This window comes from Streptomyces sp. NPDC048270, assembly GCF_040652335.1.
GTDB lineage: Bacteria > Actinomycetota > Actinomycetes > Streptomycetales > Streptomycetaceae > Streptomyces.
On the sequence record NZ_JBEZLV010000021.1, the window covers coordinates 40817 to 67190 of the forward strand.

The window sequence follows — 26374 nt, forward strand, 5'->3', positions numbered from 1 at the left end:
CAGATGGACCACAGCGGGCACGGCATGGGCATGAACATGGACCTGCCGCCCTTCACTCTCGGGCGCGGGCTGGAGTTCTCCTTCGACCCCTTCTTCCTCTTCGCCTCCCTGCTGGGGCTCGCGCTGTACGGCTGGGGCGTGCTGCGGCTGCGCCGGCGGGGGGACTCCTGGTCGCCGGGCCGGACCATCGCCTTCACCCTGGGCGTGCTGAGCGTGGTGCTGGTGATGTGCACCAAGCTGAACGACTACGGCATGGTCATGTTCAGCGTGCACATGGTCCAGCACATGGTGATCAGCATGATCACCCCGATCCTGCTGCTGCTGGGCGCTCCGGTCACGCTGGCGCTGCGCGCGCTGCCGCCCGCCGCCCGCGGCCGCAAGGGCCCGCGCGAGCTGCTGCTGATGCTGCTGCACAGCCGCTACATGCGGATCATCACCCACCCGGCGTTCACGATCCCCATGTTCATCGCCAGCCTCTACGGGCTGTACTTCACCCCGCTCTTCGACTTCCTGATGGAGTCCAAGCCGGGGCACATCGCGATGATGGTGCACTTCCTCGCGGTCGGCCTGGTCTTCTTCTGGCCGATCATGGGCATCGATCCGGGGCCGCACCGCCCCGGCTACGTGATGCGGATGCTGGAGCTCTTCGCCGGCATGCCGTTCCACGCCTTCTTCGGCATCGCCCTGATGATGGCCAGCGAACCGATGATCAAGACGTACGCGGACCCGCCCGCCTCGCTGCGCGTCGACGCGCTGCTCGACCAGCAGTGGGGCGGCGGCATCGCGTGGGCCTTCAGCGAGATCCCCTCGGTGCTGGTGCTGATCGCGCTGGTCTACCAGTGGTACCACTCCGAGCAGCGGGCGGCGAAGCGCTCCGACCGGGCCGCGGACCGGGACGGCGACCAGGAGCTGGCGGCGTACAACTCGTATCTGGCCTCGCTCCAGGCGCGTGGCCAGTAGCGGAGTACGGCCCTCGCGCGGCACCATGGAGCATGACCGGATCCGTTAAGGCGATGGCAGTCATGACCTTCGCCGCCCTGGTGGCCGTCGCCACGTATTCCGTGGCCCTCGGCAGCAACGGCTGGCTGTGGTTCGGCTGGGTGGTGCTGGGGCTGCTGACCGCGGGAATGGCCGCCTCACGCGGCGCGTGAGCACCCCGCGGCTCCCGTCGCCGCCGCACCGTCGGGCTCGACTGTGCGTGCCAGGTCGTGACGGTGCGTGTGAGCGCACCTAGACTGGCCCCTTCGCCATGTCCGGCGGCGGCCGGCACCGCGCCGCCCAGGGGATCGGGAGCGGCCTGGTGTTCTACCACTTGCTCAAGCACGTCTTGCTCGGTCCGCTGTTGCGGCTGCTGTTCAGGCCGCGGATCGAGGGCCTGGAGAACGTTCCGGCCGAGGGGGCCGCGATCGTCGCTGGCAACCACCTCTCGTTCTCCGACCACTTCCTGATGCCCGCGATCCTCAAGCGGCGGATCACCTTCCTCGCGAAGGCCGAGTACTTCACCGGTCCCGGGGTCAAGGGGCGGCTCACCGCCGCGTTCTTCCGCAGTGCCGGGCAGATCCCCGTGGACCGGTCCGGCAAGGACGCCGGCCGGGCGGCGCTGCGCGAGGGGCTGGGCGTGCTGGCCAAGGACGAGCTGCTGGGCATCTACCCGGAGGGCACGCGCTCGCACGACGGGCGCCTGTACAAGGGCAAGGTCGGCGTGGCCGCGATGGCGCTGGGAGCGGGGGTGCCCGTCGTCCCGTGCGCGATGGTCGGCACCTTCGAGATCCAGCCGCCCGGGAAGAAGATCCCGAAGATCCGGCGGGTGACGATCCGCTTCGGCGAGCCGATGGACTTCTCCCGGTACGCCGGGCTGGAGGGCGAGCGGACCGTCCTGCGCGCCGTGACCGACGAGATCATGTACGCCATCCTCGAACTGTCCGGCCAGGAGTACGTCGACCGGTACGCGGCCGAGGTCAAGGCCGAGGAAGAGGAGGAACGGAAGAAGGCCCGGCGCCGGTCGCGCTGAGCCTCCTTGCGTTCGGACGTCCCGGTGCTAGCGGACGGTCGGGAGTTCCTCGCGCGCCGGCCACTCGGCGCCCGGAGCCTGCTCGAGCGACAGCGCGGCGACCGGGGCCGGGGCGACCGGAGCGGCGTGCGGAGCGCACTTCACGTCCTTGGCGTCGACCTTGCCGGTCAGCAGGTACGCGTCGACCCGCGTGTTGACGCAGGGGTTCACCAGGCTGGTGACGCCGTGGGAGCCCGCGTTCTGCTCGGTGATCAGACGGGAGCCGGCGAGGCGGCGGTGCAGCTCGACCGCGCCCGCGTACGGCGTGGCCGCGTCCCGCTCGGACTGGACGATCAGCACCGGCGCCAGACCGCGCTTGGCACCCACCTCGATCGGGGTGCTCTGCTTGGACTTCCAGGTCGCGCAGGGCAGGTTCATCCACGCGTTCGACCAGGTCAGGAACGGGTACTTCTGGTGCAGCTTGGTGTTGTCGCGGTCCCACCTGGCCCAGCTGGTGGGCCACTTGGCGTCGGCGCACTCGACCGCGGTGTAGACGGCGTTGCCGTTCTCGGCCGCGGCGTTGCCCTGGGTGTCCGACATGTCCGGGGCGATGGCGTCGACGAGCGCCTGCTCGTCACCGGCGGCCCAGGCGGCGAAGGTCTGGGCGACGGGCACCCACGAGGAGTCGTAGTACGGAGCGCCCTGGAAGAAGCCGATCAGCTCGGCCGGGCCGACGACCCCGCCGATCGGGTTGGCCTTGGCCTTGGCGCGCAGCTCCTGGTACTTGGCCTCGACCTCGGCGCGGGTGTCGCCGAGGTGGAAGACCGCGTCGTTCTTGGCGACCCAGTCCTGCCAGTCGTTCCAGCGCGTCTGGAAGGCCACGTCCTGGCCGAGGTTGGCCTCGTACCAGATGTTGTCCGGGTCCGGGTTGACGACGCTGTCGACGATCATGCGGCGCACGTGGGTCGGGAAGAGGGTCGCGTAGACCCCGCCGATGTAGGTGCCGTAGGAGACGCCGAGGAAGTTCAGCTTCTGCTCGCCGAGGGCGGCCCGGATCACGTCGAGGTCGCGTGCGGTGTTGGGCGTGGTCATGTGCGGCAGCATCTCGCCGCTGCGCTCCTTGCAGCCGTCCGCGTACGCGGCGGCGAGCCCCCGCTGCGCGCGCTTGTCCGCCTCGTTGGACGGGACCGGGTCGGCCTTGGGCGCCTTGACGAACTCCTGCGGGTCGATGCAGGAGATGGGCGCGGAGTGGCCGACGCCGCGGGGGTCGAAGCCCACAAAGTCGTAGGCCTTGGAGGCGTTGACCCACAGCGGGCTCTTGGTGGTGACCCGGCGCGGGAAGCGCATGCCGGAACCGCCGGGGCCGCCCGGGTTGTAGATGAGGGCGCCCTGGCGCTCCTCCTTGGTGCCCGTGCTGCCGATCCGGTCGACGGCGATGTCGATGGTCTTGCCGAACGGCTTGGTGTAGTCGAGCGGGACCTTCACCCAGCCGCACTGGATGGGCTTCTCGAAGCCCCAGTCGGCGGGACAGTCCTTCCAGTCGATCCCGGTGCGGGCGGCGCGGGCGGCGGCGATCTGGACGCCCACCGCTTCCGCGGCCCCGTTGTCGCGGCCGGCCGAGGCGGCCGTGGCCGACGGCGCGAGCATCAGGCCCGCCGCCAGTGTGCCGGTGATCAGTGTGGCAGCGCTCCCCAGCGCCGCGTTGCGTATCACGTGGTCGTTCCCCCTGCGTCAGTTCGGTCGTCGACGTGCAGGTCGACGTGCAGGGGGATCCTCGCGCCTCACCACGGCCCCGCGACAGAGCGGGGCCGAGTTCTTTGCCAACCCGATAACCGGAGAGGTGAGTACCGCTGAACGGTGCCGCTCGGCGTCCGAACTACGCCCGGGACGGCGGCCCGTAGGTCCGGGCGGCCTCGTCGAGCAGTTCCCGCAGCCGCAGGGCGTCGGGGGCCAGGGCGGTCACCAGGACGGCGGGCCCGGCCAGCGGGGTGACCGCGGCGAACTCGCCCAGCGGCCCCGCCGCGGGCGGGGCCTGGGCGAAGGCCGGGTCCACGACGAGGAGTTGGCCGAGCGCCCGGTGTCCCGCCAGACCCGCGGGACCGTCCCAGCCGCCGGGTGCCCCGGGTCCGCAGGTCAGTTCCTGGTCCAGCAGCGGGCGGCCCCCGCGGGTGGCGGCGAGCCGGCTGCGCAGCAGGCCGGGGACCTCGCCGCAGCGGCCCAGCACCTGTTCCTCGCGCAGCAGCAGCCGGGCGGTGGGGGCCAGTCGGACCCGTGTGCGCACCCGCAGGTCGCTGCCGCGCACGGAGACCAGCGGCTCGGGCAGCCAGCGCACCGACGCGCCGTCCTCCAGGGTCAGGAGCACGTCGTACCGGGCGGGCTCGCCGCACCGGCCGGGCAGCGCCAGGGTGGCCGCCGCCGAGCCGAGGGACAGCCGCGCCCCGGGGCCCGCGGTCGCCTCCACGGTGAGGTGGTCGCCGCCGAGCGGGGCGCTCATGGCGCCGACCAGCATGACCCCGGCCTCGGCGGCGGTCCCCCGGGTGCGGCGCAGCGCGAGCGGCCCTTCCCCGGCCAGCAGCGGCAGGGCGGTGCCGCCGCGGCCGTCGGCGACGGCGTGGACACGGGCGGTGGCCCGTACCCCCGCGGCGGTGACGGGGGCCGCGCCGGTCACCGTACGACCCAGGCCGCGATCCGCTCGCGCACCCAGGCGGCCACCGGAGCCACACCCTCCGGGCCGCGCAGCGACTGGAAGGCGACGGGCAGTCCACCGCGCTGCTCGGCCGCGTCCCGGGCCATCCGCCCGAGGTCGGAGCCGACGTACGGGGCCAGGTCGGTCTTGTTGACGACGAGGAGGTCGGCCGTGGTGACGCCGGGGCCGCCCTTGCGCGGGATGTCGTCGCCGCCGGCCACGTCGATGACGAAGATCTGCGCGTCGACGAGCCCCCGGGAGAAGGTGGCGGTGAGGTTGTCGCCGCCGGACTCGACGAGGATCAGGTCCAGCCGGCCGGACTCCCGGAAGGCGTCCTCGAGTTCCTCGACGGCTTCCAGGTTGGCGGAGATGTCGTCGCGGATGGCGGTGTGCGGGCAGGCCCCGGTCTCCACCGCGGTGATCCGCTCGGGCGGCAGGACGGCTTCGCGGAGCAGGAACTCGGCGTCCTCGCGCGTGTAGATGTCATTCGTGACGACGGCCATCGACAGTTCGGCGCGCAGGGCGCGGCACAGGGCGGCGACGGTGGCGGTCTTGCCGGAGCCGACGGGTCCGCCGAGTCCGATGCGCAGGGCGCGCCGGGTCCCGTCGGCGCGCAGCGGCGCGGCGCTGTGCGTGTGGCGAGGGGGGTAGGCCACCGCGTGGTCGAGGTGCATGGGGGATCTCCTTGGGGGTGGTCAGGAAGCGAAGAGGCGGACCGGCCAGTCGGCATGGACCTCTGCCGCGATCTCCAGCAAGGGCGAGGAGGCCGCGGGCAGGGCGTCCGTGCCCTCCGAGCAGGCCCGGTGCGCGGCCTCGGCCGCCCGGGCCGCGACGGCGTCGAGCGCGGGGGCGAGCCGGGCCAGGACCCCGCTCGCCTCGAAGGGGTCCAGGCCCAGCAGCCGCACGGTCGCGGTCGCGGGCCCGCCGACGCTCTCGTACGCGGCCACGTGCGCGGCATCGAGCGGGCCGAGCCCGGCGGCCCGGGCGGTGAGGCCGAGGACCACGGGCTGGTGGGCCCCGCGCGGGAACGCGGCGGCCAGCGCGTCCAGTTCGGCGGCGGGCCAGGTGGCCCGGGCGGCCCGCAGGAGCTGGCGGCCCAGCCGCCGCGCGGCGGTGCGCAGGGCGGGCGAGGGCGTGCGGGCGTCGGCGGCGGCGTCGAGCTCGGCCGGGTCGAGGCCGAGCGCGGCCGCCGCCGCGAGGGCGGCGGCAGTCAGGCCGGCGGTGTGCAGCCGGCCCCGGCAGAAGTCCTCCAGGGTGGCGGCGTCGTGGATCCGGCCCGCCTTGCAGGCGGCCTCGGCCCCGCCGGAGTGGGCGTGCCCGCCGGCGGGGAAGCGGCCGTCGGCGAGGACGAGCAGTGCGGCGAGGCTCATCAGGCTGTGCCCATCAGAAGAGGAAGTATCTCTGTGCCATGGGCAGTTCCGCGGCCGGCGCCGGTTCCACGGCCTCCCCGTCGATGGTGACGGTGAAGGTGTCCGCGTCGACCTCGACCCGGGGCATGGCGTCGTTGTTGCGCATGTCCGCCTTGCCGACCTTGCGGGTGCTCTCGATGGCCACGAAGGCCTTGCCGAGGCCGAGCCGGTCGGGCAGTCCGTCGTCGAGGGCGGCCTGGGCGGTGAAGTTGAGCGAGTTCAGGCCGGGCGCCCGCCCGTGGCCGCCGAACATCGGCCGGGGCAGCACGGGCTGCGGGGTGGGGATCGAGGCGTTGGCGTCGCCCATCTGCGCGTAGGCGATCTGGCCGCCCTTGACGACCAGTTCGGGCTTGACCCCGAAGAAGGCGGGGTTCCACAGGACGAGGTCGGCGAGTTTGCCGGTCTCGACCGAGCCGATCTCGCGGGCCAGTCCCTGGGCGACGGCGGGGTTGATCGTGTACTTGGCGACGTAGCGTCGGGCCCGCTGGTTGTCGGCGGGCCCGTCGCCGGGGAGGAAGCCGCGGCGCTTCTTCATCACGTGGGCGGTCTGCCAGGTGCGCAGGACGACCTCGCCGACCCGGCCCATGGCCTGGGAGTCGGAGGAGATGATGGAGATGGCCCCGAGGTCGTGCAGGACGTCCTCGGCGGCGATGGTCGAGGGCCGGATCCGGGATTCGGCGAAGGCGAGGTCCTCGGGGACGGCCGGGTTGAGGTGGTGGCAGACCATCAGCATGTCGAGGTGCTCCTCGACGGTGTTGACGGTGTGCGGCCGGGTCGGATTGGTGGAGCTGGGCAGGATGTTGGGCTCGGAGACCACGGTGATGATGTCGGGGGCGTGCCCGCCGCCGGCGCCTTCGGTGTGGTACGAGTGGATGGTCCGTCCGGCGATGGCCGCGAGGGTGTCGGCGACGAAGCCGGCCTCGTTGAGCGTGTCCGTGTGGATGGCGACCTGGGCCCCGGTCTCCTCGCAGACGCCGAGGCAGGCGTCGATCACGGCGGGGGTGGAGCCCCAGTCCTCGTGGATCTTGAAACCGAGCGCCCCGCCGCGCAACTGGGAGTGCATGGCCTCGGTGGACATGGTGTTGCCCTTGCCCAGCAGGCCGATGTTGACGGGGTAGGCCTCCAGGGCCGCGAACATCCGGGCCAGGTGCCAGGGCCCCGGGGTGACGGTGGTGGCCTTGGAGCCCTCGGCCGGGCCGGTGCCGCCGCCGACGAGGGTGGTGATGCCGGAGGCGAGGGCCGCCTCGATCACGGTCGGGGAGATGAAGTGCACGTGGGCGTCGATGGCGCCGGCGGTGACGATCTTCCCGTTGCCGGAGATGATCTCGGTCTCGGGGCCGATGACGAGTGCGGGGTCGACCCCGTCCATGGTGTCGGGGTTCCCGGCCTTGCCGATGCCGCAGATGCGGCCGTCGCGGATGCCGAGGTCCGCCTTGACGACGCCCCAGTGGTCGAGGATCACGACGCCGGTGATGACGGTGTCGGGTGCGCCTTCGGCCCGGGTGGTGCGGGCCTGTCCCATGGACTCGCGGATCACCTTGCCGCCGCCGAAGACGGCCTCGTCGCCGGCCCGGCCGGGGCCGCCGCTGAGGTCCTCCTCGATCTCGACGAAGAGGTCGGTGTCGGCCAGCCGGATCCGGTCACCGGCCGTTGGCCCGAAAAGGTCGGTGTACCGCGCGCGGGAGAGCTCAGCCATCGAGCGGCCCCCCGGTCTCCCCGCGCAGTCCGGGTACGGTGCGCAGTCCGGCCAGCGGTACGAGCTCCACCGCGACCGGGATGCCCGGCTCGAACCGCACGGCGGTGCCCGCGGCGATGTTGAGCCGGAGCCCGCGGGCGGCGGAACGGTCGAAGTCGAGGCCGGGGTTGGCCTCGGCGAAGTGGTAGTGGGAGCCGACCTGGACGGGCCGGTCGGCGGCGTTGAGCACGGTGAGGCGGGTGACGGGGCGGCCCTCGTTGAGGTGCACCGGACCGTCCCCGTAGGCGATTTCGCCGGGGATCATGGCGGTACTCCCCCTCAGACGATCGGGTCGTGGACGGTGACGAGCTTGGTGCCGTCCGGGAAGGTGGCCTCGACCTGCACGTCGTGGATCATCTCGGGGATCCCCTCCATGACCTCGGCGCGGCCGAGCACGGTACGTCCGGAGGACATCAGCTCGGCCACGGTCCGCCCGTCGCGGGCCCCTTCGAGGATGTGCGACGTGATCAGCGCGATCGCCTCGGGGTGGTTGAGGAGCACCCCGCGGGCCCGGCGCCTCGCGGCCACGTCGGCGGCCACGTGGATGAGCAGTCTCTCCTGCTCGTGCGGAGTCAGTTGCACGGGTTATCACCAAGTTTCCGGGACAGGGCCAACATCGCGCCGGGGTGACCCTATCGGCCGTCAACCCCCCATTGACCTGCGGATATCCGAGCCAAGCAAGTCTTGCCCAACGCAGAGAAAGACATTCCGTCCCGACCACCGCCGCTTTACCGGATCATGGGTGATCTTTGGCAGAGGAACGTGGAGCCACGCTAGGCGCCGCGCTTTTCCATCGCGTTAACCCACGTTTCGGGGAGGCACCCGGTTCATCTCACGGGCCCCCGGGTGCCGGTTCCGTATACGGCCGGCGGGCAAGGCCGCTGCGGGGCCGCGCCGGCCCGGAGCCGGCGCGGTCATCCCGGAGCCGGCGCGGTCATCCCGGACTCAGCAGCCGGTGGTGGCGGTCCGCGCCGCCGCGCCGACCGTCCAGGGCAGCGCGATCCAGACGGTCTTGCCGCCGTCCTCGGTGGGGCTGACCGAGAGCCGGCCGCCCGCTTCCGCGGTGAGCCAGCGGATGATGACCATGCCCCGGCCGTTGTCCTGCTGGACGGCGGCCGGAAGGCGCTTGGGCCAGCGGGGGTGGCTGTCGGTCACCCCGATGCGCAGCCACTCCTCGCGCTCCAGCCGGATGTCGACGGTGAAGGTGGGCGACTGGCCGAAGGTGTGCTGTACGGCGTTGGTGGCGAGCTCCGAGACGATCAGCCGGACGCTGTCGGCGGTGGCGGCGTCATCGGGCAGTCCCCATTCGCCCAGCACCTGCGCGACGTAGCGGCGGGCGGTGGAGACCGAAGCGGGATCGCTCGGCAGAGTGACGGATGCTTCCTGGTGATCTGCCATGGCGACGGTCCCTTTCCCACCGGGGCCAAGCCGCCCCGGATCTGTGCTGGACGCCAGAGTGCCACCCATCGTCCCGTCGTTTCTCCCGTTCCCCCAAGATATGCATATATCTGTCGCTCAATGCGGTGAACTCTGCTACGGAAGAGCGTATTTGGACGGCAGACTGGTGCGAGCTGTGCCGGTGAAAGGAGGCGGGTATGCAGCACGGTCCCGCGGTGCGTCGGCGCAAGCTCGGCGAGGAACTGCGTGCGCTGCGCGACCGGTCCGGTCTCACGAGTGGTGAGGCGGCCCGGATCGCAGGATGGCACCAGTCGAAGATCAGCCGCATCGAGACGGGGCGCAGCGGGGTCAAGCCGGAGGACATCCGCCTGCTCCTCGACGTCTACGGGGAGATCGTGAGCCCCGAGCAGCGGGCGCTGCTGGAAGCGCTTTCGGCCTCCGCGGCCGGCCCGAACCCGGGGGGCGACACCGGGCGGGGACGCCAGTGGTGGCACGACTACCGGGGCCTGCTGCCGCAGGAGTACCGGGACTTCATCAGCCTGGAGGCGGGGGCCCGGTCGGCGCGCACGGTGGAACTGTCCGTGGTCCCCGGACTGCTGCAGACCGCCGGCTACGCGCGGGCGGTGACCCGGGCCGCGCTGGGCGGGCTGCCGGAGCCCAAGGTGGACGCGCTGGTGGAGGTCCGGCTGGCGCGGCAGAAGGTGCTGCGGGCCGATCCGCCGCTGGAGCTGAGTGCCGTACTGGACGAGGCGGTGCTGCGCCGGCAGATCGGCGGGCCGGGGGTGATGGCGGGACAGCTGAGGCACCTGGTGGAGGTGGGGCGGCTGCCCCAAGTCCGACTTCAGGTATTGCCGTTCAGTGTGGGGGGCCATCTCGGCCTCACCGGGCCGTTCGTGATTTTCTCATTTCCGAACATCGCCGATCTGGATGTGGTGGTACTCGACCATTTGACGAGTAGCCTCTATCTGGAGCGGAAGGAAGACCTTGAGGCGTACAGCGCCGCGTTCCGCACCATTCAGGAGCACGCCCTCCCGCCCCAGGACTCGTCGGATCTCATCAGCTCACTCGCTGACGACGCGTAAGGAGGCACCCCCCGTGTCCGCAACCCCCTTATCCACCAGCGGACTTCTGATCAGCGCGCGGTGGCGGCGGAGCAGCCGCAGTACCGGAATGAACAACTGCGTGGAAGCGGCCGTCCTCGGCGGCGGCCTGCTGGCCGTCCGCGACTCCAAGCGGGCGGACGGCCCGGCCGTGCTCTTCACCGGGCCGGCCTGGACCGGCTTCCTCGCGAGCGTACGAACGGACCTGTCCGTCTGACGTCCTAGCGGTCCGTGGCTCCGGCCGGGGCGGTCTGCAGAATCGTTCCGACGGCCTGCTCGATCTCCTCCCCCGTGAGATCGGCCCGGGCGGTCAGCCGCAGCCGGGAGATACCGTCCGGCACCGACGGCGGCCGGAAGCACCCCACGGACAGACCTGCCTCCCGGCAGTCGGCGGCCCAGCGCAGCGCCGCCGAGGCCGACGGGGCCCGTACCGACACCACGGCCGCGTCCGGCCGGGCCGCGGTCAGGCCGGACGCGGTGAGCCGCCCGTACAGCCGGTCGGCCACCTCGCGGGCGCGGGCGGCGCGCTCCGGTTCCCGCCGGAGCAGGCGCAGGCTCGCCAGCGCCGCGCCCGCGGCGGCCGGGGCCAGCCCGGTGTCGAAGATGAAGGTGCGCGCCGTGTTGACCAGGTGCCGGATGACCTTGGCCGGGCCCAGCACGGCGCCGCCCTGACTGCCCAGCGACTTCGACAGGGTGAGCGTGGCCACCACCCCCGGGGCGCCCGCGAGCCCGGCGGCGTACAGCGCGCCACGGCCGCCCTCCCCCAGCACGCCCAGGCCGTGCGCGTCGTCCACCAGCAGGGCCGCGCCCTCGTCACGGCAGGCCGCCGCATAGCCCGCGAGCGGGGCGGCGTCCCCGTCCACGGAGAACACCGAGTCGGTGACCAGCAGCGCCCGGCCCTCGTGTGCGGCGAGCGTCTTGCGCGCGGTGTCCGGGTCGGCGTGCGGGATCACGGCGGTCTCGGCGCGCGCGAGGCGGCAGCCGTCGACGATCGAGGCGTGGTTGCCGGCGTCGGAGACGACCAGCGTGCCGCGGTCGCCGAGCGCGGTGACCGCGGCGAGGTTGGCCGCGTAGCCGGAGGAGAGGACCAGCGCGGCCTCGAACCCGCAGAAGGCGGCGAGCTCCCGCTCGAGCTCCGCGTGAAGCTCGGTCGTGCCCGTCACGAGACGGGAACCGGTGGCTCCGCCACCCCACAGCTCGGCCGCCTCCCGTGCGCCGCGCACGGTCTCCGGATGCCGGGACAGCCCCAGGTAGTCGTTGCTGGCGAGGTCCAGCAGCGGGGAGGCCGCCGGCCGCGGGCGGAGCGTACGGACGAGCCCCGCCGCTTCCCGGGAGCGTTCGGCGGCATCGATCCAGGCGAAGACGTCCACCGGACCGGGGGTGTGCTGGGGCATCGGCAGATCCTCGTGTTTTGTCGGCAGTCCACAGACCTGCCCGACCCTAGCCGCCGCGACTTGAGTGTCAGGTGTGGCGATACACACACTCCCATCCGGCCATGTTGTGCGATCTCTCCTTGGCCGGGAGTGGTGGTGTGGTCCAGGATCGGCCTCATGGACCTGCTGAACACCCTGGTGGACAAGGGGCTGCGGCGCGAGCTGCCGACCCGCGAAGAGGCGCTCGCCGTACTGGCGACTTCCGACGACGAACTGCTCGACGTGGTGGCCGCGGCCGGCAAGGTGCGCCGCCAGTGGTTCGGCCGCCGGGTCAAGCTCAACTACCTGGTCAACCTGAAGTCGGGCCTGTGCCCGGAGGACTGCTCCTACTGCTCGCAGCGCCTCGGCTCGAAGGCCGAGATCCTCAAGTACACCTGGCTGAAGCCGGAGGAGGCCTCGCAGGCCGCGGCGGCCGGTGTCGCGGGCGGCGCGAAGCGCGTCTGCCTGGTCGCGAGCGGCCGCGGGCCGACGGACCGGGACGTGGAGCGCGTCGGCAAGACGATCGCCGCGATCAAGGAGCAGAACGAGGGCGTCGAGGTCTGCGCCTGTCTGGGCCTGCTCTCCGACGGCCAGGCCGAGCGGCTGCGCGACGCGGGTGCGGACGCGTACAACCACAACCTCAACACCTCCGAGGCGACGTACGGTCAGATCACCAAGACCCACACCTACGCGGACCGGGTCGACACGGTGCAGAAGGCGCACGCCGCCGGCCTGTCCGCCTGCTCCGGCCTGATCGCGGGCATGGGCGAGAGCGACGAGGACCTCGTCGACGTCGTCTACTCGCTGCGCGAGCTGGACCCGGACTCGGTTCCGGTCAACTTCCTGATCCCGTTCGAGGGAACCCCCCTCGCCAAGGAGTGGAACCTCACCCCCCAGCGCGCCCTGCGGATCCTCGCGATGGTGCGCTTCGTCTGCCCCGACGTCGAGGTCCGGCTCGCGGGCGGGCGCGAGGTGCACCTGCGCTCCATGCAGCCGCTGGCCCTGCACCTGGTGAACTCGATCTTCCTGGGCGACTACCTGACCAGCGAGGGCCAGGCGGGCCAGGCGGACCTCGACATGATCGCGGACGCCGGCTTCGAGGTGGAGGGCGCCGGTACGACCACCCTCCCGGCCCACCGCGCCGACATCGCGGAGGCGGCCGCCGGGGGCGGCTGCGGCTCGCACGGCGGCGCCTCCCTCTGCGGTCCGGCGGGCTCCGGCGACGCGGCCGCGGACCCGGCCTCCGGTGCGGGCTGCGGCTCGGCCTGCGGCGGCTGCTCCGGCCACGCGGAAGCGGCGCCCGTACCGGTGCGCGCGGACGCGGGCGAGGTCCGCTCGGACCTCGTCGCCGTCCGCCGCCGCGGCGCGGGAACGGACCTCGCGCCCAATGCCTGACCAGCTCGACCCGTCGCTGTCCGGCGCGGAACTCCTCGCCCTGGACCGGCAGCACGTCTGGCACCCGTACGGCCCGATGCCCGGGCGGCAGGAGCCGCTGGTCATCGCCTCCGCCTCGGGGGTGCGGCTGCGGCTCGCCGAGCCGTCCCAGGGGCAGGGCCACGAGGAGCTCGTCGACGGCATGTCCTCCTGGTGGTCGGCGATCCACGGCTACAACCACCCGGTGCTGAACGAGGCGGCGACCACCCAGCTGGGCCGGATGTCGCACGTGATGTTCGGCGGGCTCACCCATGAGCCCGCCGTCCGGCTCGCCGCGAGACTCGTCGAGATCACCCCGCCGGGGCTGGAGCACGTCTTCCTCTCCGACTCGGGCTCGGTGTCCGTCGAGGTCGCGGTCAAGATGTGCCTGCAGTACTGGCGTTCGCTGGGCCGGACCGGCAAGACCCGGCTGCTGACCTGGCGCGGCGGCTACCACGGGGACACCTGGCAGCCGATGGCCGTCTGCGACCCCGAGGGCGGCATGCACGAGCTGTGGCAGGGCCACCTGCCGCGGCAGGTGTTCGCGGACGCACCGCCCGGGGGCTTCGACACCCCCCTGGACCCGGCGTACGCGGACCACCTGCGCTCCCTGATCGCCGCCCACGCGCACGAGCTGGCAGCGGTGATCGTGGAACCGGTGGTGCAGGGCGCGGGCGGCATGCGCTTCCACCACCCCGCCCACCTGCGGGTGCTGCGCGAGCTGTGCGACGAGTACGGCGTCCTCCTCATCCTGGACGAGATCGCGACGGGCTTCGGCCGCACCGGTGCGCTGTTCGCCGCGGACCACGCGGGGATCACCCCGGACGTGATGTGCCTGGGCAAATCGCTGACGGGCGGTTACCTCACGCTCGCGGCGACCCTGTGCACGGAGCGGGTGGCCGAGGGGATCTCCCGGGGCGAGGTGCCGGTGCTCGCCCACGGGCCCACCTTCATGGGCAATCCGCTGGCGACGGCCGTGGCGCTCGCCTCGATCGAGCTGCTGCTCGGCCAGGACTGGGCGACCGAGGTCAAGCGGATCGAGGCGGGGCTGCGCGAGGGCCTTTCGGCCGCGGCCGGGCTGCCGGGCGTACGGGACGTACGGGTGCTGGGCGCGATCGGCGTGGTCCAGCTGGACCACGAGGTCGACATGGCGGCCGCCACGGCGGCGGCGGTGCGGGAGGGCGTCTGGCTGCGCCCGTTCCGGGACCTGATCTACACCATGCCGCCGTTCGTCACGGGCGACACCGATGTCGCCCGGATCTGCCGAGCGGTGTGCGCCGCGGCGCGGGAAGGCTGAGATGTCCATTCTGGTCGTGTCCGGTACGGGCACGGAGATCGGCAAGACCGTGGTCACCTCGGCGGTCGCGGCCGCGGCGGTGGCCGCGGGGCGCTCGGTGGCGGTGCTCAAGCCCGCCCAGACGGGCGTCGGCCCGGACGAGCCGGGGGACGCGGCGGAGGCGGTCCGGCTGGCCGGCCCCGCCGTCACGGCGGTGGAACTGGCCCGCTACCCGGAGCCGCTGGCCCCGGACACGGCGGCCCGCCGGGCCGGGCTGGCGACGCTCTCCCCCTCGGACATCGCCGGGGCCGCCCGCGAACTCTCCCTCCACCACGACCTGGTCCTGGTGGAGGGCGCGGGCGGGCTGCTGGTCCGCTTCGACGAGGCGGGCCACACCCTGGCCGACGCCGCGGCCCTGCTCGACGCCCCGGTCCTGGTGGTCGCGGCGGCGGGCCTCGGCACCCTCAACTCCACCGCCCTGACGGCGGAGGCCCTGCGGGCGCGGGGCCTGACGGCGCTGGGCGTGGTCGTCGGCAGCTGGCCCGCCTCCCCGGACCTGGCCTCCCGCTGCAACCTGGCCGACCTCCCGAAGTCCGCGGGCGTCCCCCTCCTGGGCGCGATCCCGGCAGGCGCGGGCAGCCTCCCCCCAGCGGATTTCCGCACCCAGTCCCCCACCTGGCTCGCCCCACCCCTGAGCGGCACATGGTCCCCGAACTCCTTCCTGAACAGGTGGTCACCCCCGGCAGGCAAATCCAGCCCCGCCGGCGCTTGAGGCACGGGGCCCGGGGCGGAGCCCCGATCTGCAACCGCCACCCCGGCCCCGGCCCGCACCCCACCCCGCCGCACACACACCCCAGCCGGGGCACACTCCACCCCCGCCGGCGCTTAAGGCACGGGGCCCGGGACGGAGCCCCGATCTGCAACCACCACCCCGGCCCCGGCCCGCACCCCAACCCCGCCGCACACACACCCCAGCGGGGCCCACTCCAGCCCCGCCGGCGCTTGAGGCGCGGGGTCCGGGGCGGAGCCCCGGCGGCGGCGCCGCGCCTTCGCCGGGAGGGACGAGGCCCCGCCGGGCAAACCCAGCCCCGCCGGCGTTTGAGGCGCGGGGCGGGCAGCGGCCCGGCCACGCAGCCGCACCCCGCTCACGGCGCCCCACCCCCGGGAGGGATGAGGCCCAGCCGCCGGGGGCAGGCTGAAGGTACGGGTACGTACGCCACCGCCACCGCCCCCGGAGGTCCGCCATGCCGCCGCGCCACGACCCGGTCCACCACCCGCTCTTCTCCCGGTTCTACGCCCGCGCCGGCAGAGCCGCCGAGACCCGAGGCGGCATCGCCGCCCTCCGCCGCGAGCTGCTCCACGGAGTGTCCGGCCGCGTGATCGAGATCGGCGCCGGGAACGGGCTGAACTTCCCGCACTACCCCCGCGCCGTCTCCGAGGTCGTCGCCGTGGAACCGGACCGCACCCTCCGCCGGCTCGCCACCCAGGCGGCCCTGCGCGTGGAGGTCCCGGTGGACGTCGTACCCGCCGCCGCCGAGGCCCTCCCGGTCAAGAGCGAGGCCTTCGACGCCGCCGTCGCCTCGCTGGTGCTGTGCTCCGTACGGGACCTGCCCCGCTCCCTCGCCGAACTGCACCGCGTGCTCCGCCCCGACGCCGAGCTGCGCTTCTTCGAGCACGGCCTGGCGCCCGGCCCCGGCATGGCCTCCGTCCAGCGCGCCCTGGACCGCACCGTCTGGCCGTTCCTCTTCGGCGGCTGCCACACCTCCCGCGACCCGCTCGCCGCGGTGGAGGCGGCCGGGTTCCGGATCGTCTCGCAGCGCAGCTTCCGGCTGCCCGAGCGCGGCCCGGCCCTGCCCACGTCCTACTGCGTCATCGGGGCGGCGCGCCGAGTGGCTTGACCCAGCGGGTCCACTGCTCCTCGGGCCGGTAGCCGGCCGCGTCCCACGCCCGGTGCGCGGATGCGTTGCGGTCGAGCACCATGGCGTCCCCCCGCCGTCCCCCGAGCGCCTCGAACCGCTCCTCGGCCGCGGCCAGCAGGGCGGTGCCGATGCCCTGCCTGCGGTGTCCCGGGTGCACGGCGAGCCGGTAGAGGTGGCAGCGCCAGCCGTCGAAACCGGCGATCACGGTGCCGACGAGCTCCCCGTCCCGGCGGGCGAGCAGCAGCGCCTGCGGGTCGCGGGCGTGGAGCCGCTCGACCCCCGCGGGATCGTCGCTGATACTCGTGCCCTCGGCAGCGGTTTTCCAGAAGTCCAGCACGGCGGTGAGATCGGCCGCCGAAGCAGGGCCGATGTGAAGATCGCTCATGCCCGGATCCCATCATCCGGGCCGCTGCGCCAAAAGAATGATCCCTCCTCTTTGCCCGTCCTTTACCATGGGGGCAAAGATCCTCCTGATTGAAAGGTGTGAGCGTCCGCCCATGGGCGAGCCTCCCAGTCCACGAGATACCCGCTTCCCCCGCTCGCGACATCGCGCGGCACCCCGCCTCCTGGCCGATCATGGGACGGAGGTGATCCAGCGATGACCGAAGTGCTCCTGCTCGTCGTGGCGCTGCTGCTCTGTCTGGCCTGCGGAGTCTTCGTCGCGGCCGAGTTCTCGCTGACCACCGTCGAGCGCAGCGAGCTCGAGAAGGCCGTCGAGCGAGGTGAGCGCGGAGCCGACAGTGCTCTCGCCGCCGTCCGGACCCTGACGTTCCAGCTCTCCGGCGCCCAGCTCGGCATCACCGTGACCGGCCTGGTCATCGGCATGATCTCCAAGCCGTCGATCGCCGCCCTGCTCCAGGGCCCGTTCCAGTCCATGGGGCTGTCGGCCGGTGTCGCCTCCTCCACCGCCCTGGTCCTCGGCACGGTCCTGTCGACCGTCGTGCTGATGGTCGTCGGCGAGCTCGTGCCGAAGAACTGGGCGATCTCCTCCCCGCTGGCGATCGCCAAGCGCGTGGCGACGCTGCAGCGGCTCTTCAGCCGGGCCTTCAGGCCCCTGATCAGCCACCTCAACACCACCGCGAACCACATGGTGCGCCGCCTCGGGATGGAGCCCGCCGAGGAGCTGGCCTCCGCCCGCACCCCGCAGGAGCTGGTCGCCCTGGCGCGGCACTCCGCCAAGGCGGGCGCACTGGAGAAGGACACCGCCGAACTGTTCGTACGGACCCTGAACCTCGCCGACCTGACCGCGGAGAACGTGATGACCCCGCGCGTCCAGGTCACCGCCCTGGACGTGCAGGCGACGGCCGAGGACGTGGCGAACGCGACGCTGGCCACCGGCCTGTCCCGCTTCCCCGTCTACCGGGGCAGCCTGGACACGGTCGTCGGCACCGTCCACATCAAGGACGTACTCGCCCTGCCCGCCGAGGAGCGCCACCGGCGCCCGGTGTCGCAGCTGCTGCGCGAGCCGCTCCTGGTACCGGAGTCCCTGACCGTGGACCGGCTGCTGGACCGGCTGTCCGGCAGGCGGACGATGGCCGTGGTCATCGACGAGTACGGCGGCACGGCGGGTGTGGCGACCCTCGAGGACATCGTCGAGGAGGTCGTCGGCGAGGTCCGCGACGAACACGATCCGCACGAGACCGCGGACCTGGCCCCGGCCGGCACGGACGAGGACGGGCGCCTCGTGTACTCCGCCGACGGCGCGGTCCGCACCGACCAGCTCCAGCGCATCGGACTGCGCGTGCCGGAGGGTCCCTACGAGACCCTGGCCGGGCTGATAGCGACCGAGCTGGGCCGGATCCCGTCCGTCGGCGACAGCCTCGAGCTGGACGGCTGGCACCTGGACGTGGTGGACGCCGGCGGCCGGCGGGCCGCGCGGGTGCTGCTGCACGTCCCGTCCGAGCCGGACGGCGACACCGACGAGAAGGACGAGAAGGACGGGGAGAAGGGCCGATGACCGCTGTCCAGCTGCTGATCGGCCTGGCGACCCTGGTCGTCAACGCCTTCTTCGTCGGCGCGGAGTTCGCGCTGATCTCGGTCCGGCGCAGCCAGATCGAACCGTACGCCGAACAGGGCGACCGGCGGGCCCGGGCCGTACTGTGGGGCCTGGAGCACGTGTCGGCCATGATGGCGGCGGCCCAGCTCGGCATCACCCTGTGCACCCTGGTGCTGGGCGTGGTGGCGGAACCGGCCATCGCCCACCTGCTCACGCCGCTGTTCGACGCCGTCGGGGTGCCGTCCGCCCTGACGCACGCGATCTCCTTCGCGGTGGCCCTGGCGCTGGCGACGTACCTGCACATGCTGTTCGGCGAGATGGTGCCGAAGAACGTGGCCCTGGCCGAACCGGTGCGCACCGCGCTGCTGCTGGGGCCGCCGCTGGTCACCCTGACGCGGGGGCTGCGCCCGGTGATCTTCGCGATCAACGCCTTCGCCAACGCCCTGCTGCGGCTGCTGCGGGTGGAGGTGAAGGACGAGGTCGCGGCGACCTTCTCGGACGACGAGCTGGCGCGGATGGTCAAGGACTCCAGCAATGCGGGTCTGCTGGACGACCGGGCGAGCGAGCGCCTGCACGACGCCCTGGAGCTGGGCCGCCGGCCGGTCACCGATGTGGTGCTGCCGGCGGACCGGGTGGTGGCGGCGCAGGAGGGCATCACCCCGGCGGGCCTGGAGCGGATGTCGGCGCAGACCGGCTACTCGCGTTTCCCGGTGCTCGACGCCCAGCACCGCATCCTGGGCTACCTGCACGTCAAGGACGCCCTGGACGCGGAGCCGGACGCCCGTGACGAGCCCTTCCCGGTGCCGTCGCTGCGGCCGATCGCCCAGGTCCGGGCGGAGACCCCGCTGGACGACGTGCTCACCGCCATGCGGCGCAGCCGTACGCACCTGGCCGCCGTCCTGGGGCCGGACGGCGCCATGACGGGGCTGGTCTCCATGGAGGACGTGCTGCGCGAGCTCTTCGGCAGGCCGGCTTCCGCCTGACGCGTGGGTCCCCCGGCCCTGCGGGGCCGGGGTACTGCGCGGTAGCATCGCTCCCGCCATGGAGATGAATGCCTCTTACACCAGTTTCGTCGCGGTCGGCGACTCCTTCACCGAGGGCATGTCCGACCTGCTGCCCAACGGCTCCTACCGGGGCTGGGCCGACCTGCTGGCCGCCCGCCTAGCGGCGCGCGAGCCCGGCTTCCGCTACGCGAACCTCGCGGTCCGCGGGAAGCTGATCGGGCAGATCGCCGAGGAGCAGGCCCCGGTCGCGGCCGCCATGGGCGCCGACGTGGTCACGCTGGTCGGCGGCCTGAACGACACCCTGCGCCCCAAGGTGGACATGGGCCGGGTCCGCGGCCACCTGGAGGCGGCCGTGGAGCTGCTCGCCCCGTCCTCCAAGCACCTCGTGCTGATGCGCTCCCCGGGACGCAACGGGCCGGTCATGGAGCGCTTCCGCCCGCGGATGGAGGAGCTCTTCACCATCATCGAGGAGCTCGCCGCACGGCACGGCGCCCTGGTGGTCGACCTGTACGGGGCACCCGCGCTCGGCGACCCGCGCATGTGGGACGTCGACCGGCTGCACCTGACGGCCGAGGGCCACCGCCGGGTGGCCGAAGCCGTCTGGCAGGCCCTCGGCCTGCCCGCGGAGCAGGACTGGCGCACGGAACTGCCCGCCTCGATGCCCCCGGGCTGGGCTCTACGCCGCTCCCAGGACCTGAGCTTCGCCCGCCGGCACCTGCTCCCCTGGGTCGGCCGCCGCCTGACGGGCCGCTCCTCCGGCGACGGCCGCCCGGCCAAGCGCCCGGACCTGCTGCCGTACGAGCCCGTGGCGAAGGATCGGCTCTCGTAGCAAGGCACAATCGGAGGCGGGGTCCCTACCTGCGTAAACGCACAGCTTCGGCCCAAGTAGAATCCCTCTACGTGACTGCCAAGCCCCGCATCCCCAATGTCCTGGCCGGCCGCTACGCCTCCGCGGAGCTCGCCGTCCTGTGGTCCCCCGAGTACAAGGTGACGCTGGAGCGGCGGCTGTGGCTCGCCGTGCTGCGCGCCCAGAAGGACCTCGGCATCGAGGTCCCCGACGCGGCCCTCGCCGACTACGAGCGCGTCCTGGAGACGGTCGACCTCGCCTCCATCGCCGAGCGCGAGAAGGTCACCCGGCACGACGTGAAGGCCCGCATCGAGGAGTTCAACGCCCTCGCCGGCCACGAGCACGTCCACAAGGGCATGACCTCCCGCGACCTCACCGAGAACGTCGAGCAGCTCCAGATCCGGCTCTCCCTGGAGCTGGCGCGTGACCGCACGGTCGCCGTCCTGGCCCGCCTGGGCAAGCTGGCCGGCGAGCACGCCGAGCTGGTCATGGCCGGCCGCTCCCACAACGTCGCCGCGCAGGCGACCACCCTGGGCAAGCGCTTCGCGACGGCCGCCGACGAACTGCTGGTCGCCTACGACCGCCTGGAGAACCTCCTGGAGCGCTACCCGCTGCGCGGGATCAAGGGCCCGGTGGGCACCGCCCAGGACATGCTGGACCTGCTCGGCGGGGACGCGGCCAAGCTCGCCGACCTGGAGCAGCGGATCGCCACCCACCTCGGCTTCGCCCAGGCCTTCACCTCGGTCGGCCAGGTCTACCCGCGCTCCCTCGACTACGACGTGGTCACCGCCCTGGTCCAGCTGGCCGCCGCCCCGTCGTCGATCGCCAAGACCATCCGCCTGATGGCCGGCCACGAGCTGGTCACCGAAGGCTTCAAGCCGGGCCAGGTCGGCTCCTCCGCGATGCCGCACAAGATGAACACCCGCTCCTGCGAGCGCGTGAACGGCCTGATGGTCATCCTGCGCGGCTACGCCTCGATGACCGGCGAGCTGGCCGGCGACCAGTGGAACGAGGGCGATGTCTCCTGCTCCGTGGTCCGCCGCGTGGCCCTGCCGGACGCGTTCTTCGCCTTCGACGGCCTGCTGGAGACCTTCCTGACCGTCCTGGACGAGTTCGGCGCCTTCCCGGCGGTCGTCGCCCGCGAGCTGGACCGCTACCTGCCGTTCCTCGCGACCACCAAGGTCCTGATGGGCGCGGTGCGGGCCGGGGTCGGCCGCGAGGCCGCCCACGAGGTCATCAAGGAGCACGCGGTCGCCTCCGCGCTCGCCATGCGCGAGCGGGGCGCCGAGCGCAACGAGCTGCTGGACAAGCTGGCCGCAGACGACCGGATGCCGCTGGACCGTGCCCAGCTCGACGCCCTGATGGCCGACAAGCTGTCCTTCACCGGCGCGGCGGGCGACCAGGTCGCGGCGGTGGTCTCCCGTATCGAGGCCATCGCCAAGCAGCACCCGGAGGCAGCCGGGTACGCGCCGGGGTCGATCCTCTGACCCCCGACGAGCTGAACGCCGCCCGTGACCGCGTCATCCCGGACGTGGTCGCGGGCGGTCTGCGCGTGCTCTTCTGCGGCATCAACCCCGGTCTCCTCTCCGCCGCGACGGGCCACCACTTCGCCCGCCCCGGCAACCGCTTCTGGCCCGTCCTGCACCTGTCCGGCTTCACACCCCGCCGGCTGGACCCCGCGGAGCAGGAAGAACTGCTGACCTACCGCCTCGGCATCACCAACGTCGTGGCCCGCGCCACGGCCCGCGCCGACGAGCTCACCGCCGAGGAGTTCCGCGAGGGCGGCCGCATCCTGACGGCCAAGGTGGAACTGCTGCGCCCCCAGTGGCTCGCCGTGGTCGGAGTCACCGCCTACCGCACCGCCTTCGGCGAGCGGAAGGCCCAGATCGGCCCCCAGGAGCGGACCATCGGCGCCACCCGCGTCTGGGCCCTTCCCAACCCCAGCGGCCTGAACGCCCACTGGACGGCGGAGTCCATGGCCCAGGAGTACGCCCGCCTCCGCGCGGCCGCCGAAGCCCCCGAGCTCCCCGAGCTCCCCGGAGCCTAGGGCGGGTCGACCACGGTGACTCCTGCCATCAGCAGGTAGGGGTCGCCCTCGTCCCACCGGGCCACATAGGCCACCAGCCACTGCTCCCCCGCCCGCCACAGGTGTACGTGGTCCGTGCTGTTGCTGAGCTCGTCCCACGGCTCGGGTATCTCCTCGCCGTCGAACCCGCGCTCCCGCACCGTTGTGAGGCTGAAGACCTGCGGGGATCCCCACCGGTCGGACAGGGCCTGGGTCAGCGCCCCGTACTCGGCGCCGATCTGGTCGGCCGCCTCGGCACGGCCCGCACCGCCGTCCTCCCAGAAGTCCGCGGTCCGTCCGACCGGGACGAGGTGGTAACCGGGGCCGCTGCTCTGCCCGCCGGACCAGACCGGCTCGGTGGGGAACTCCCGCACCCTGAGCCGGTCGATCGTGTCGAGATGCTCTGCCGTGGTCATACCGTCAGTATCCCGACCACCACTGACAACTGGCCCCCGGTCACACGTCCCTGCGCCGCACCGCCAGCCATCCGCCGAAGACCGCCGCCCCCGCCCACAGCGCCATCACGCCGAGCCCGGTCCAGGGGCCGAGGCCCTCCTGCCCCTGCGAGTGCATCACCATCTGACCGGCGCGGTCCGGCAGGAACTGCGCCAGGCCGCCCGAGGCCTCGCCGACGAGGAACGAGACCAGCAGGACGAAGGGTATGAGCAGGCTCAGCACGGCCGTTCCGCTCCGCAGCACGGCAGCCAGCCCGGCCGCGAACAAGGCCATCAGCGCCAGGTAGAGACCGGAGCCGACGATGGCGCGGTAGGTACCCGGGTCGCCGAGCTCAAGGGCGTAGGGACCCATGAAGGCCTGCCCGCCGAGGAAGGTGACCAGCCCGGTGATCTGACCTGTGAGCAGCGTCAGTCCGCCCACCACCGCCATCTTCGACAGGTAGAACCGGGTGCGGTTGGGCACGGCGGCCAGCGAGGTGCGCAGAGCGCCGTTGTGGAACTCGCAGGACAGGGCGCCCGCGCCGAAGGCCATGGCGGCGATCTGCCCGAACAGGAGTCCGTAGTAGGCCGCGTAGAGCGGGTCCGCGCCCATGCTGCCGGCCTCGGCCGTGCCTATCGCCGCGGCCGTCAGCACCTGGATGCCCGCGGTGGCCGCGAACACGGCTATCAGCGCACCGAGGGAGCCGCGCAGGGACCGTATCTTGATCCATTCCGAGTGCAGGGCGGGGATGGTGGGCAGAGCGGCGCGCATGGCGGTGCCTCCTGGAGGTGGGGAACGTCAGCGGGTTGCGGTGAACTGGGCGTGATCGGCGGTGAGGTCGAGGTAGGCCTGCTCCAGCGAGGCCCGCTCGTCGGAGAGTTCCAGCATGGGGATGCCCTCGCGGGCGGCCAGCGCGCCGAGCTGTTCGGCCTGAAGGCCTTCGACGGTCCACCGCCCGTCGTCGGCGGTCACCAGCTCGAAGCCGTCCCGAGCCAGGGCGGCCCGCAACCGGACCGGGTCGGAAGTGCGCAGGCGCGCCTTGCGGGTGCTGCGGGCGTCGATGAACTCCTCCATCGAGGTGTCGGCCAGCAGCTTGCCGTTGCCGAGGACGACCAGGTGGTCGGCGAGGGAGGAGGTCTCCGACATCAGGTGGCTGGAGACCAGGACGGTGCGTCCGTCCGCGGCGAAGCCGCGCATCAGCTCGCGTATCCAGATGATGCCCTCGGGGTCGAGGCCGTTGGTCGGCTCGTCCAGCAGGAGCACCCCGGGGTCGCCCAGCAACGCGGCGGCTATGCCGAGGCGCTGGCGCATGCCGAGTGAGAACGACTTGATCCGCCGACTGGCCACGGAAGCTATCCCGGCCTGCTCCAGGACCTCGTCCACCCGCCGCACCGGCACGCGGCCGGCCGCGGCGAGCATCCGGAGGTGGTCGCGGCCGGTGCGGCCGCCGTGCGCCGCCTGCGCGTCCAGCAGTGCGCCGACCCGGTGCAGCGGGTCGGGGAACTCCAGGTAGGCGCGGCCGCCGATGGTGGCCGTGCCCGACGTGGGCCGGTCCAGGCCCAACAGCAGGCGCATCGTGGTGGACTTGCCGGCGCCGTTGGGGCCCAGGAATCCGGTGACCCGTCCCGGCAGGACGTCGAAGGTGAGGCCGTCCACCGCACGGTGGCGGCCGTACTCCTTGGTGAGTGCTCGGATCTCGATCGTGTTCATGCCTCAACGTTCGCCGCCCGCCCCACCCCCCGCCCTCCCCCGCGCGGGGGGATCGTCTCCCCCGCACGGGGGAGACGTCCCCCTGCGGCCGACTGCCAGGATGAGGACATGTACCGACTGCTTCGTGCTCCCCTCCGCGGGATCACGTACACCCGCTGGCTGCACCTGCTCGTGCCCGTCCTCATCGTGTCGATCTGGATGTACATAGAGCCGGCGTGGCCCTGGATGCCCGCCCTGATCGTCGCGCCGTTCGGGCTGATTCCGTGGGTGCGGGTGGCCGAGGGCCTCCAGGCGCAGTTCCTGCTGACCCCGCACGAGCGCGGCGGCCCCGACGGGTCCATCAGCACCGCGCCGTCGGCCCGGTGGGGGGACCGCTGGCGGACGGTGGCATGGCTGGAGATACGTCTCGTGATCGCGAGCGCGGCGATCGTGGCCACCGTGTGGCTCCCGATGATGACGCTGGAGCTGATCCTGACCGGAGCGGGGCAGCCGCTGGGCGGGGACGACGTGATCCTGCCCTTCGTCCCGCCCCGCTGGGCGGCCCTCCTCCTCGTGCCGGTGCCGGTCGTGCTGCTGCTGCTTGTGGTGGTCCTGCTGGGCGATGCCGTCACGGCGATCGCCGCCAGGCTGCTGGGGCCTTCGGCCGCCCAGCGGCTCAGCGCGCTCGAGGCGCGTACCGAGCAGCTGCTGGAGCGGACCAGGATCGCGAGGGAGCTGCACGATTCGATCGGGCACGCGCTGACCGTGGCGGTGGTGCAGGCGGGCGCCGCCCGGGCCGCGCGGAACCCGGAGTTCACCGAGCGGGCGCTGTGCGCGATCGAGGAGACCGGCCGGGCCGCGATGGAGGACCTGGAGCGGGTGCTGCTGGTGCTGCGGGAGTCCGCGCAGCCGCCCTCGCAACGGCCCACCCTGGCCGACGCCGACCGGCTGTTGCAGTCGGCACGGGCCTCCGGTTCCACGGTGGAAGCCGAACTGTCCGGCCCGCTCGAGCAGTTGCCGGGGCCGGTCACCCGTGAGGGGTACCGGATCCTCCAGGAGGCACTGACGAACGTGCTGCGGCACTGCGGTCCGGTGCCGGTCCGGGTGCGGATCGAGGCGGCGGTCGGCCGGCTGGACCTGGAGGTGGTCAACCCGCTGCCGGACGGTCCGGCGCTGATGACCGGGACGGGCGGCGGGCTGCGCGGGATGCGGGAGCGTGCCGCACTGCTGGGAGGGGAGGCCGAGACCGGTCCGTACGAGGGCAACTGGAGGGTGCGCGCCCGGCTTCCGCTGGAGCGAATACGCTGACGGGATGCCGGTTACCGTACTGCTCGTCGACGACGAACCCCTGGTGCGCGCGGGTCTGCGCGCCGTCCTGGAAGCGCAGCCCGACATCGAGGTGGTGGGCGAGGCGGCCGACGGCGCGTCGGTCGTGCCGCTCGTGCGGCAGCTGCGGCCCGACGTGGTGGCGATGGACGTGCGGATGCCGCTGCTGGACGGGATCGAGGCGACCCGGGCGGTGCTGCGAACGGTGGATGCCCCGCCGAAGATCCTGGTGGTCACGACCTTCGAGAACGACGAGTACGTCTACCAGGCGCTGCGGGCCGGCGCGGACGGGTTCCTGCTCAAGCGGGCGCGGCCCTCGGAGATCGTGCACGCGGTGCGGCTGGTGGCGGAGGGCGAGACGCTGCTCTTCCCGGCCGCGGTGCGGGCGCTTGCCGCGGAGTACGGCAACCGGCAGGCCCGGGCCGTGCTGGAGCGGGCGGCCCTGACCGAGCGGGAAGAGTCGGTGCTGCGGCTCATGGCGCGCGGCCTGACCAACGTGGAGATCGCGGGCGAGCTGATCATCGGCGCGGAGACGGTGAAGTCACATGTCAGTGCGATTCTGGCGAAGCTGGGCGCGCGGGACCGGACCCAGGCGGTGATCACGGCGTACGAGTCGGGCTTCGTCGCCCCGGCCTGAGGCGAGGGGCGCATTCCGGCCGATGGGGGGCCGCTTC

Annotated in this window: 29 protein-coding genes; 16 read left to right on the plus strand and 13 right to left on the minus strand. The window is 72.9% G+C overall.

All coding sequences use genetic code 11. From position 1 onward, the window contains the following. Positions 1 to 3 precede the first annotated feature (3 nt). The 3 genes from AB0D66_RS19945 to AB0D66_RS19955 all read left to right on the plus strand — a co-directional run bounded on the left by AB0D66_RS19945 (position 4) and on the right by AB0D66_RS19955 (position 2011). Positions 4 to 960 (plus strand): cytochrome c oxidase assembly protein, encoded by a 957-nt coding sequence (locus AB0D66_RS19945; RefSeq protein WP_362304842.1) that lies wholly within the window; start codon positions 4 to 6, stop codon positions 958 to 960. Between the two features lie 32 nt (positions 961 to 992). After that, positions 993 to 1151 (plus strand): hypothetical protein, encoded by a 159-nt coding sequence (locus AB0D66_RS19950; RefSeq protein WP_361765462.1) that lies wholly within the window; start codon positions 993 to 995, stop codon positions 1149 to 1151. 149 nt (positions 1152 to 1300) lie between these two features. Next, a complete protein-coding gene (locus AB0D66_RS19955) occupies positions 1301 to 2011 on the plus strand; it encodes a lysophospholipid acyltransferase family protein (protein ID WP_362304846.1) in 711 nt (236 codons plus the stop codon). 27 nt (positions 2012 to 2038) lie between these two features. Here AB0D66_RS19955 and AB0D66_RS19960 read toward each other — a convergent pair whose 3' ends face one another. From AB0D66_RS19960 to AB0D66_RS19995, 8 genes are all read right to left on the minus strand, one after another. After that, complete coding sequence (locus AB0D66_RS19960) at positions 2039 to 3637, minus strand: alpha/beta hydrolase (RefSeq protein WP_362305081.1); 1599 nt, start codon at positions 3635 to 3637, stop codon at positions 2039 to 2041. Between the two features lie 229 nt (positions 3638 to 3866). After that, positions 3867 to 4658, minus strand: a complete 792-nt coding sequence (locus AB0D66_RS19965) for an urease accessory protein UreD (RefSeq protein ID WP_362304850.1) — start codon at positions 4656 to 4658, stop codon at positions 3867 to 3869. Beyond that, positions 4655 to 5350, minus strand: a complete 696-nt coding sequence (gene ureG, locus AB0D66_RS19970) for an urease accessory protein UreG (protein ID WP_362304853.1) — start codon at positions 5348 to 5350, stop codon at positions 4655 to 4657. The genes AB0D66_RS19965 and ureG overlap by 4 nt, the downstream gene beginning before the upstream one ends. A gap of 21 nt (positions 5351 to 5371) precedes the next feature. Continuing rightward, positions 5372 to 6046 carry an urease accessory UreF family protein gene (locus AB0D66_RS19975; RefSeq protein ID WP_362304856.1) on the minus strand — a complete coding sequence of 225 codons (675 nt, stop codon included), beginning with the start codon at positions 6044 to 6046 and terminating at the stop codon, positions 5372 to 5374. Positions 6047 to 6059: 13 nt separating this feature from the next. After that, positions 6060 to 7781 (minus strand): urease subunit alpha, encoded by a 1722-nt coding sequence (locus AB0D66_RS19980; RefSeq protein ID WP_362304858.1) that lies wholly within the window; start codon positions 7779 to 7781, stop codon positions 6060 to 6062. Continuing rightward, a complete protein-coding gene (locus AB0D66_RS19985; protein WP_356851424.1) occupies positions 7774 to 8085 on the minus strand; it encodes an urease subunit beta in 312 nt (103 codons plus the stop codon). Before AB0D66_RS19985 ends, AB0D66_RS19980 begins: the two co-directional genes overlap by 8 nt. A gap of 14 nt (positions 8086 to 8099) precedes the next feature. Continuing rightward, the gene (locus AB0D66_RS19990; RefSeq protein ID WP_069919101.1) at positions 8100 to 8402 is read right to left on the minus strand and encodes an urease subunit gamma; all 303 of its coding nucleotides are present in this window, start codon (positions 8400 to 8402) and stop codon (positions 8100 to 8102) included. A 363-nt stretch (positions 8403 to 8765) separates the two neighbouring features. Next, complete coding sequence (locus AB0D66_RS19995; RefSeq protein WP_362304863.1) at positions 8766 to 9218, minus strand: ATP-binding protein; 453 nt, start codon at positions 9216 to 9218, stop codon at positions 8766 to 8768. A gap of 197 nt (positions 9219 to 9415) precedes the next feature. Here AB0D66_RS19995 and AB0D66_RS20000 point away from each other — a divergent pair, with 197 nt between their 5' ends. Further along, positions 9416 to 10300: a helix-turn-helix transcriptional regulator gene (locus AB0D66_RS20000; protein WP_362304866.1), complete on the plus strand. Its 885-nt coding sequence runs from the start codon at positions 9416 to 9418 to the stop codon at positions 10298 to 10300. 13 nt (positions 10301 to 10313) lie between these two features. Further along, entirely contained in the window at positions 10314 to 10535 is a 222-nt protein-coding gene (locus AB0D66_RS20005) for a DUF397 domain-containing protein (RefSeq protein WP_362304869.1), read from the plus strand. A 4-nt stretch (positions 10536 to 10539) separates the two neighbouring features. Here the strand turns inward: AB0D66_RS20005 and AB0D66_RS20010 are convergent, their stop codons facing one another. After that, entirely contained in the window at positions 10540 to 11712 is a 1173-nt protein-coding gene (locus AB0D66_RS20010) for an 8-amino-7-oxononanoate synthase (protein WP_362304872.1), read from the minus strand. A 156-nt stretch (positions 11713 to 11868) separates the two neighbouring features. On the opposite strand from AB0D66_RS20010, the gene bioB reads away from it, so the two are divergent. The 4 genes from bioB (at position 11869) to AB0D66_RS20030 (ending at position 16317) form a co-directional block, all read left to right on the plus strand. Then, positions 11869 to 13125: a biotin synthase BioB gene (bioB, locus tag AB0D66_RS20015; protein WP_362304875.1), complete on the plus strand. Its 1257-nt coding sequence runs from the start codon at positions 11869 to 11871 to the stop codon at positions 13123 to 13125. After that, positions 13118 to 14440: an adenosylmethionine--8-amino-7-oxononanoate transaminase gene (locus AB0D66_RS20020; RefSeq protein WP_362304878.1), complete on the plus strand. Its 1323-nt coding sequence runs from the start codon at positions 13118 to 13120 to the stop codon at positions 14438 to 14440. Before bioB ends, AB0D66_RS20020 begins: the two co-directional genes overlap by 8 nt. A gap of 1 nt (position 14441) precedes the next feature. Further along, the gene (bioD, locus tag AB0D66_RS20025; protein WP_362304881.1) at positions 14442 to 15191 is read left to right on the plus strand and encodes a dethiobiotin synthase; all 750 of its coding nucleotides are present in this window, start codon (positions 14442 to 14444) and stop codon (positions 15189 to 15191) included. Positions 15192 to 15663: 472 nt separating this feature from the next. After that, a complete protein-coding gene (locus tag AB0D66_RS20030; protein WP_362304884.1) occupies positions 15664 to 16317 on the plus strand; it encodes a class I SAM-dependent methyltransferase in 654 nt (217 codons plus the stop codon). Here the strand turns inward: AB0D66_RS20030 and AB0D66_RS20035 are convergent. Beyond that, positions 16289 to 16723 carry a GNAT family N-acetyltransferase gene (locus tag AB0D66_RS20035; protein ID WP_362304887.1) on the minus strand — a complete coding sequence of 145 codons (435 nt, stop codon included), beginning with the start codon at positions 16721 to 16723 and terminating at the stop codon, positions 16289 to 16291. The genes AB0D66_RS20030 and AB0D66_RS20035 overlap by 29 nt on opposite strands. Positions 16724 to 16936: 213 nt before the next feature. Here AB0D66_RS20035 and AB0D66_RS20040 point away from each other — a divergent pair, with 213 nt between their 5' ends. The 5 genes from AB0D66_RS20040 to mug all read left to right on the plus strand — a co-directional run bounded on the left by AB0D66_RS20040 (position 16937) and on the right by mug (position 22232). Further along, entirely contained in the window at positions 16937 to 18295 is a 1359-nt protein-coding gene (locus AB0D66_RS20040) for a hemolysin family protein (RefSeq protein WP_362304891.1), read from the plus strand. Then, on the plus strand, positions 18292 to 19317 hold the full coding sequence (locus AB0D66_RS20045; protein ID WP_362304894.1) for a hemolysin family protein: 1026 nt from the start codon (positions 18292 to 18294) through the stop codon (positions 19315 to 19317). The genes AB0D66_RS20040 and AB0D66_RS20045 overlap by 4 nt, the downstream gene beginning before the upstream one ends. A 58-nt stretch (positions 19318 to 19375) precedes the next feature. Further along, on the plus strand, positions 19376 to 20167 hold the full coding sequence (locus AB0D66_RS20050; RefSeq protein ID WP_362304897.1) for an SGNH/GDSL hydrolase family protein: 792 nt from the start codon (positions 19376 to 19378) through the stop codon (positions 20165 to 20167). A gap of 71 nt (positions 20168 to 20238) precedes the next feature. Continuing rightward, positions 20239 to 21672 (plus strand): adenylosuccinate lyase, encoded by a 1434-nt coding sequence (gene purB / locus AB0D66_RS20055; protein WP_362304900.1) that lies wholly within the window; start codon positions 20239 to 20241, stop codon positions 21670 to 21672. Continuing rightward, positions 21669 to 22232, plus strand: a complete 564-nt coding sequence (gene mug / locus AB0D66_RS20060) for a G/U mismatch-specific DNA glycosylase (RefSeq protein ID WP_362305084.1) — start codon at positions 21669 to 21671, stop codon at positions 22230 to 22232. The genes purB and mug overlap by 4 nt, the downstream gene beginning before the upstream one ends. Here mug and AB0D66_RS20065 read toward each other — a convergent pair. The 3 genes from AB0D66_RS20065 to AB0D66_RS20075 are packed head-to-tail and all read right to left on the minus strand — an operon-like array spanning position 22229 to position 24395. Then, positions 22229 to 22666: a hypothetical protein gene (locus AB0D66_RS20065; RefSeq protein ID WP_362304903.1), complete on the minus strand. Its 438-nt coding sequence runs from the start codon at positions 22664 to 22666 to the stop codon at positions 22229 to 22231. The two genes, mug and AB0D66_RS20065, sit on opposite strands and share 4 nt — an antisense overlap. Before the next feature lie 40 nt (positions 22667 to 22706). Then, complete coding sequence (locus AB0D66_RS20070; RefSeq protein WP_362304906.1) at positions 22707 to 23456, minus strand: ABC transporter permease; 750 nt, start codon at positions 23454 to 23456, stop codon at positions 22707 to 22709. Positions 23457 to 23483: 27 nt separating this feature from the next. After that, positions 23484 to 24395 (minus strand): ATP-binding cassette domain-containing protein, encoded by a 912-nt coding sequence (locus tag AB0D66_RS20075; protein ID WP_362304909.1) that lies wholly within the window; start codon positions 24393 to 24395, stop codon positions 23484 to 23486. Between the two features lie 108 nt (positions 24396 to 24503). On the opposite strand from AB0D66_RS20075, the gene AB0D66_RS20080 reads away from it, so the two are divergent. Further along, positions 24504 to 25682, plus strand: a complete 1179-nt coding sequence (locus AB0D66_RS20080) for a histidine kinase (RefSeq protein ID WP_362304911.1) — start codon at positions 24504 to 24506, stop codon at positions 25680 to 25682. A gap of 4 nt (positions 25683 to 25686) precedes the next feature. Further along, entirely contained in the window at positions 25687 to 26337 is a 651-nt protein-coding gene (locus AB0D66_RS20085) for a response regulator transcription factor (protein ID WP_362304914.1), read from the plus strand. Positions 26338 to 26374: the final 37 nt, after the last annotated feature.

What these genes read in the sequence shown, in the direction of transcription:
- AB0D66_RS19945 (WP_362304842.1), top strand. Translation starts at nt 4, where the DNA reads ATGGACCACAGCGGGCACGGCATGGGCATGAACATGGACCTGCCGCCC.
- AB0D66_RS19950 (WP_361765462.1), top strand. Translation starts at nt 993, where the DNA reads ATGACCGGATCCGTTAAGGCGATGGCAGTCATGACCTTCGCCGCCCTG.
- AB0D66_RS19960 (WP_362305081.1), bottom strand. Translation starts at nt 3,637, where the DNA reads ATGCTCGCGCCGTCGGCCACGGCCGCCTCGGCCGGCCGCGACAACGGG.
- ureG (WP_362304853.1), bottom strand. Translation starts at nt 5,350, where the DNA reads ATGCACCTCGACCACGCGGTGGCCTACCCCCCTCGCCACACGCACAGC.
- AB0D66_RS19975 (WP_362304856.1), bottom strand. Translation starts at nt 6,046, where the DNA reads ATGAGCCTCGCCGCACTGCTCGTCCTCGCCGACGGCCGCTTCCCCGCC.
- AB0D66_RS19980 (WP_362304858.1), bottom strand. Translation starts at nt 7,781, where the DNA reads ATGGCTGAGCTCTCCCGCGCGCGGTACACCGACCTTTTCGGGCCAACG.
- AB0D66_RS19985 (WP_356851424.1), bottom strand. Translation starts at nt 8,085, where the DNA reads ATGATCCCCGGCGAAATCGCCTACGGGGACGGTCCGGTGCACCTCAAC.
- AB0D66_RS19995 (WP_362304863.1), bottom strand. Translation starts at nt 9,218, where the DNA reads ATGGCAGATCACCAGGAAGCATCCGTCACTCTGCCGAGCGATCCCGCT.
- AB0D66_RS20000 (WP_362304866.1), top strand. Translation starts at nt 9,416, where the DNA reads ATGCAGCACGGTCCCGCGGTGCGTCGGCGCAAGCTCGGCGAGGAACTG.
- AB0D66_RS20010 (WP_362304872.1), bottom strand. Translation starts at nt 11,712, where the DNA reads ATGCCCCAGCACACCCCCGGTCCGGTGGACGTCTTCGCCTGGATCGAT.
- bioB (WP_362304875.1), top strand. Translation starts at nt 11,869, where the DNA reads ATGGACCTGCTGAACACCCTGGTGGACAAGGGGCTGCGGCGCGAGCTG.
- AB0D66_RS20020 (WP_362304878.1), top strand. Translation starts at nt 13,118, where the DNA reads ATGCCTGACCAGCTCGACCCGTCGCTGTCCGGCGCGGAACTCCTCGCC.
- bioD (WP_362304881.1), top strand. Translation starts at nt 14,442, where the DNA reads ATGTCCATTCTGGTCGTGTCCGGTACGGGCACGGAGATCGGCAAGACC.
- AB0D66_RS20030 (WP_362304884.1), top strand. Translation starts at nt 15,664, where the DNA reads ATGCCGCCGCGCCACGACCCGGTCCACCACCCGCTCTTCTCCCGGTTC.
- AB0D66_RS20035 (WP_362304887.1), bottom strand. Translation starts at nt 16,723, where the DNA reads ATGAGCGATCTTCACATCGGCCCTGCTTCGGCGGCCGATCTCACCGCC.
- AB0D66_RS20040 (WP_362304891.1), top strand. Translation starts at nt 16,937, where the DNA reads ATGACCGAAGTGCTCCTGCTCGTCGTGGCGCTGCTGCTCTGTCTGGCC.
- AB0D66_RS20045 (WP_362304894.1), top strand. Translation starts at nt 18,292, where the DNA reads ATGACCGCTGTCCAGCTGCTGATCGGCCTGGCGACCCTGGTCGTCAAC.
- AB0D66_RS20050 (WP_362304897.1), top strand. Translation starts at nt 19,376, where the DNA reads ATGGAGATGAATGCCTCTTACACCAGTTTCGTCGCGGTCGGCGACTCC.
- AB0D66_RS20065 (WP_362304903.1), bottom strand. Translation starts at nt 22,666, where the DNA reads ATGACCACGGCAGAGCATCTCGACACGATCGACCGGCTCAGGGTGCGG.
- AB0D66_RS20070 (WP_362304906.1), bottom strand. Translation starts at nt 23,456, where the DNA reads ATGCGCGCCGCTCTGCCCACCATCCCCGCCCTGCACTCGGAATGGATC.
- AB0D66_RS20075 (WP_362304909.1), bottom strand. Translation starts at nt 24,395, where the DNA reads ATGAACACGATCGAGATCCGAGCACTCACCAAGGAGTACGGCCGCCAC.
- AB0D66_RS20080 (WP_362304911.1), top strand. Translation starts at nt 24,504, where the DNA reads ATGTACCGACTGCTTCGTGCTCCCCTCCGCGGGATCACGTACACCCGC.
- AB0D66_RS20085 (WP_362304914.1), top strand. Translation starts at nt 25,687, where the DNA reads ATGCCGGTTACCGTACTGCTCGTCGACGACGAACCCCTGGTGCGCGCG.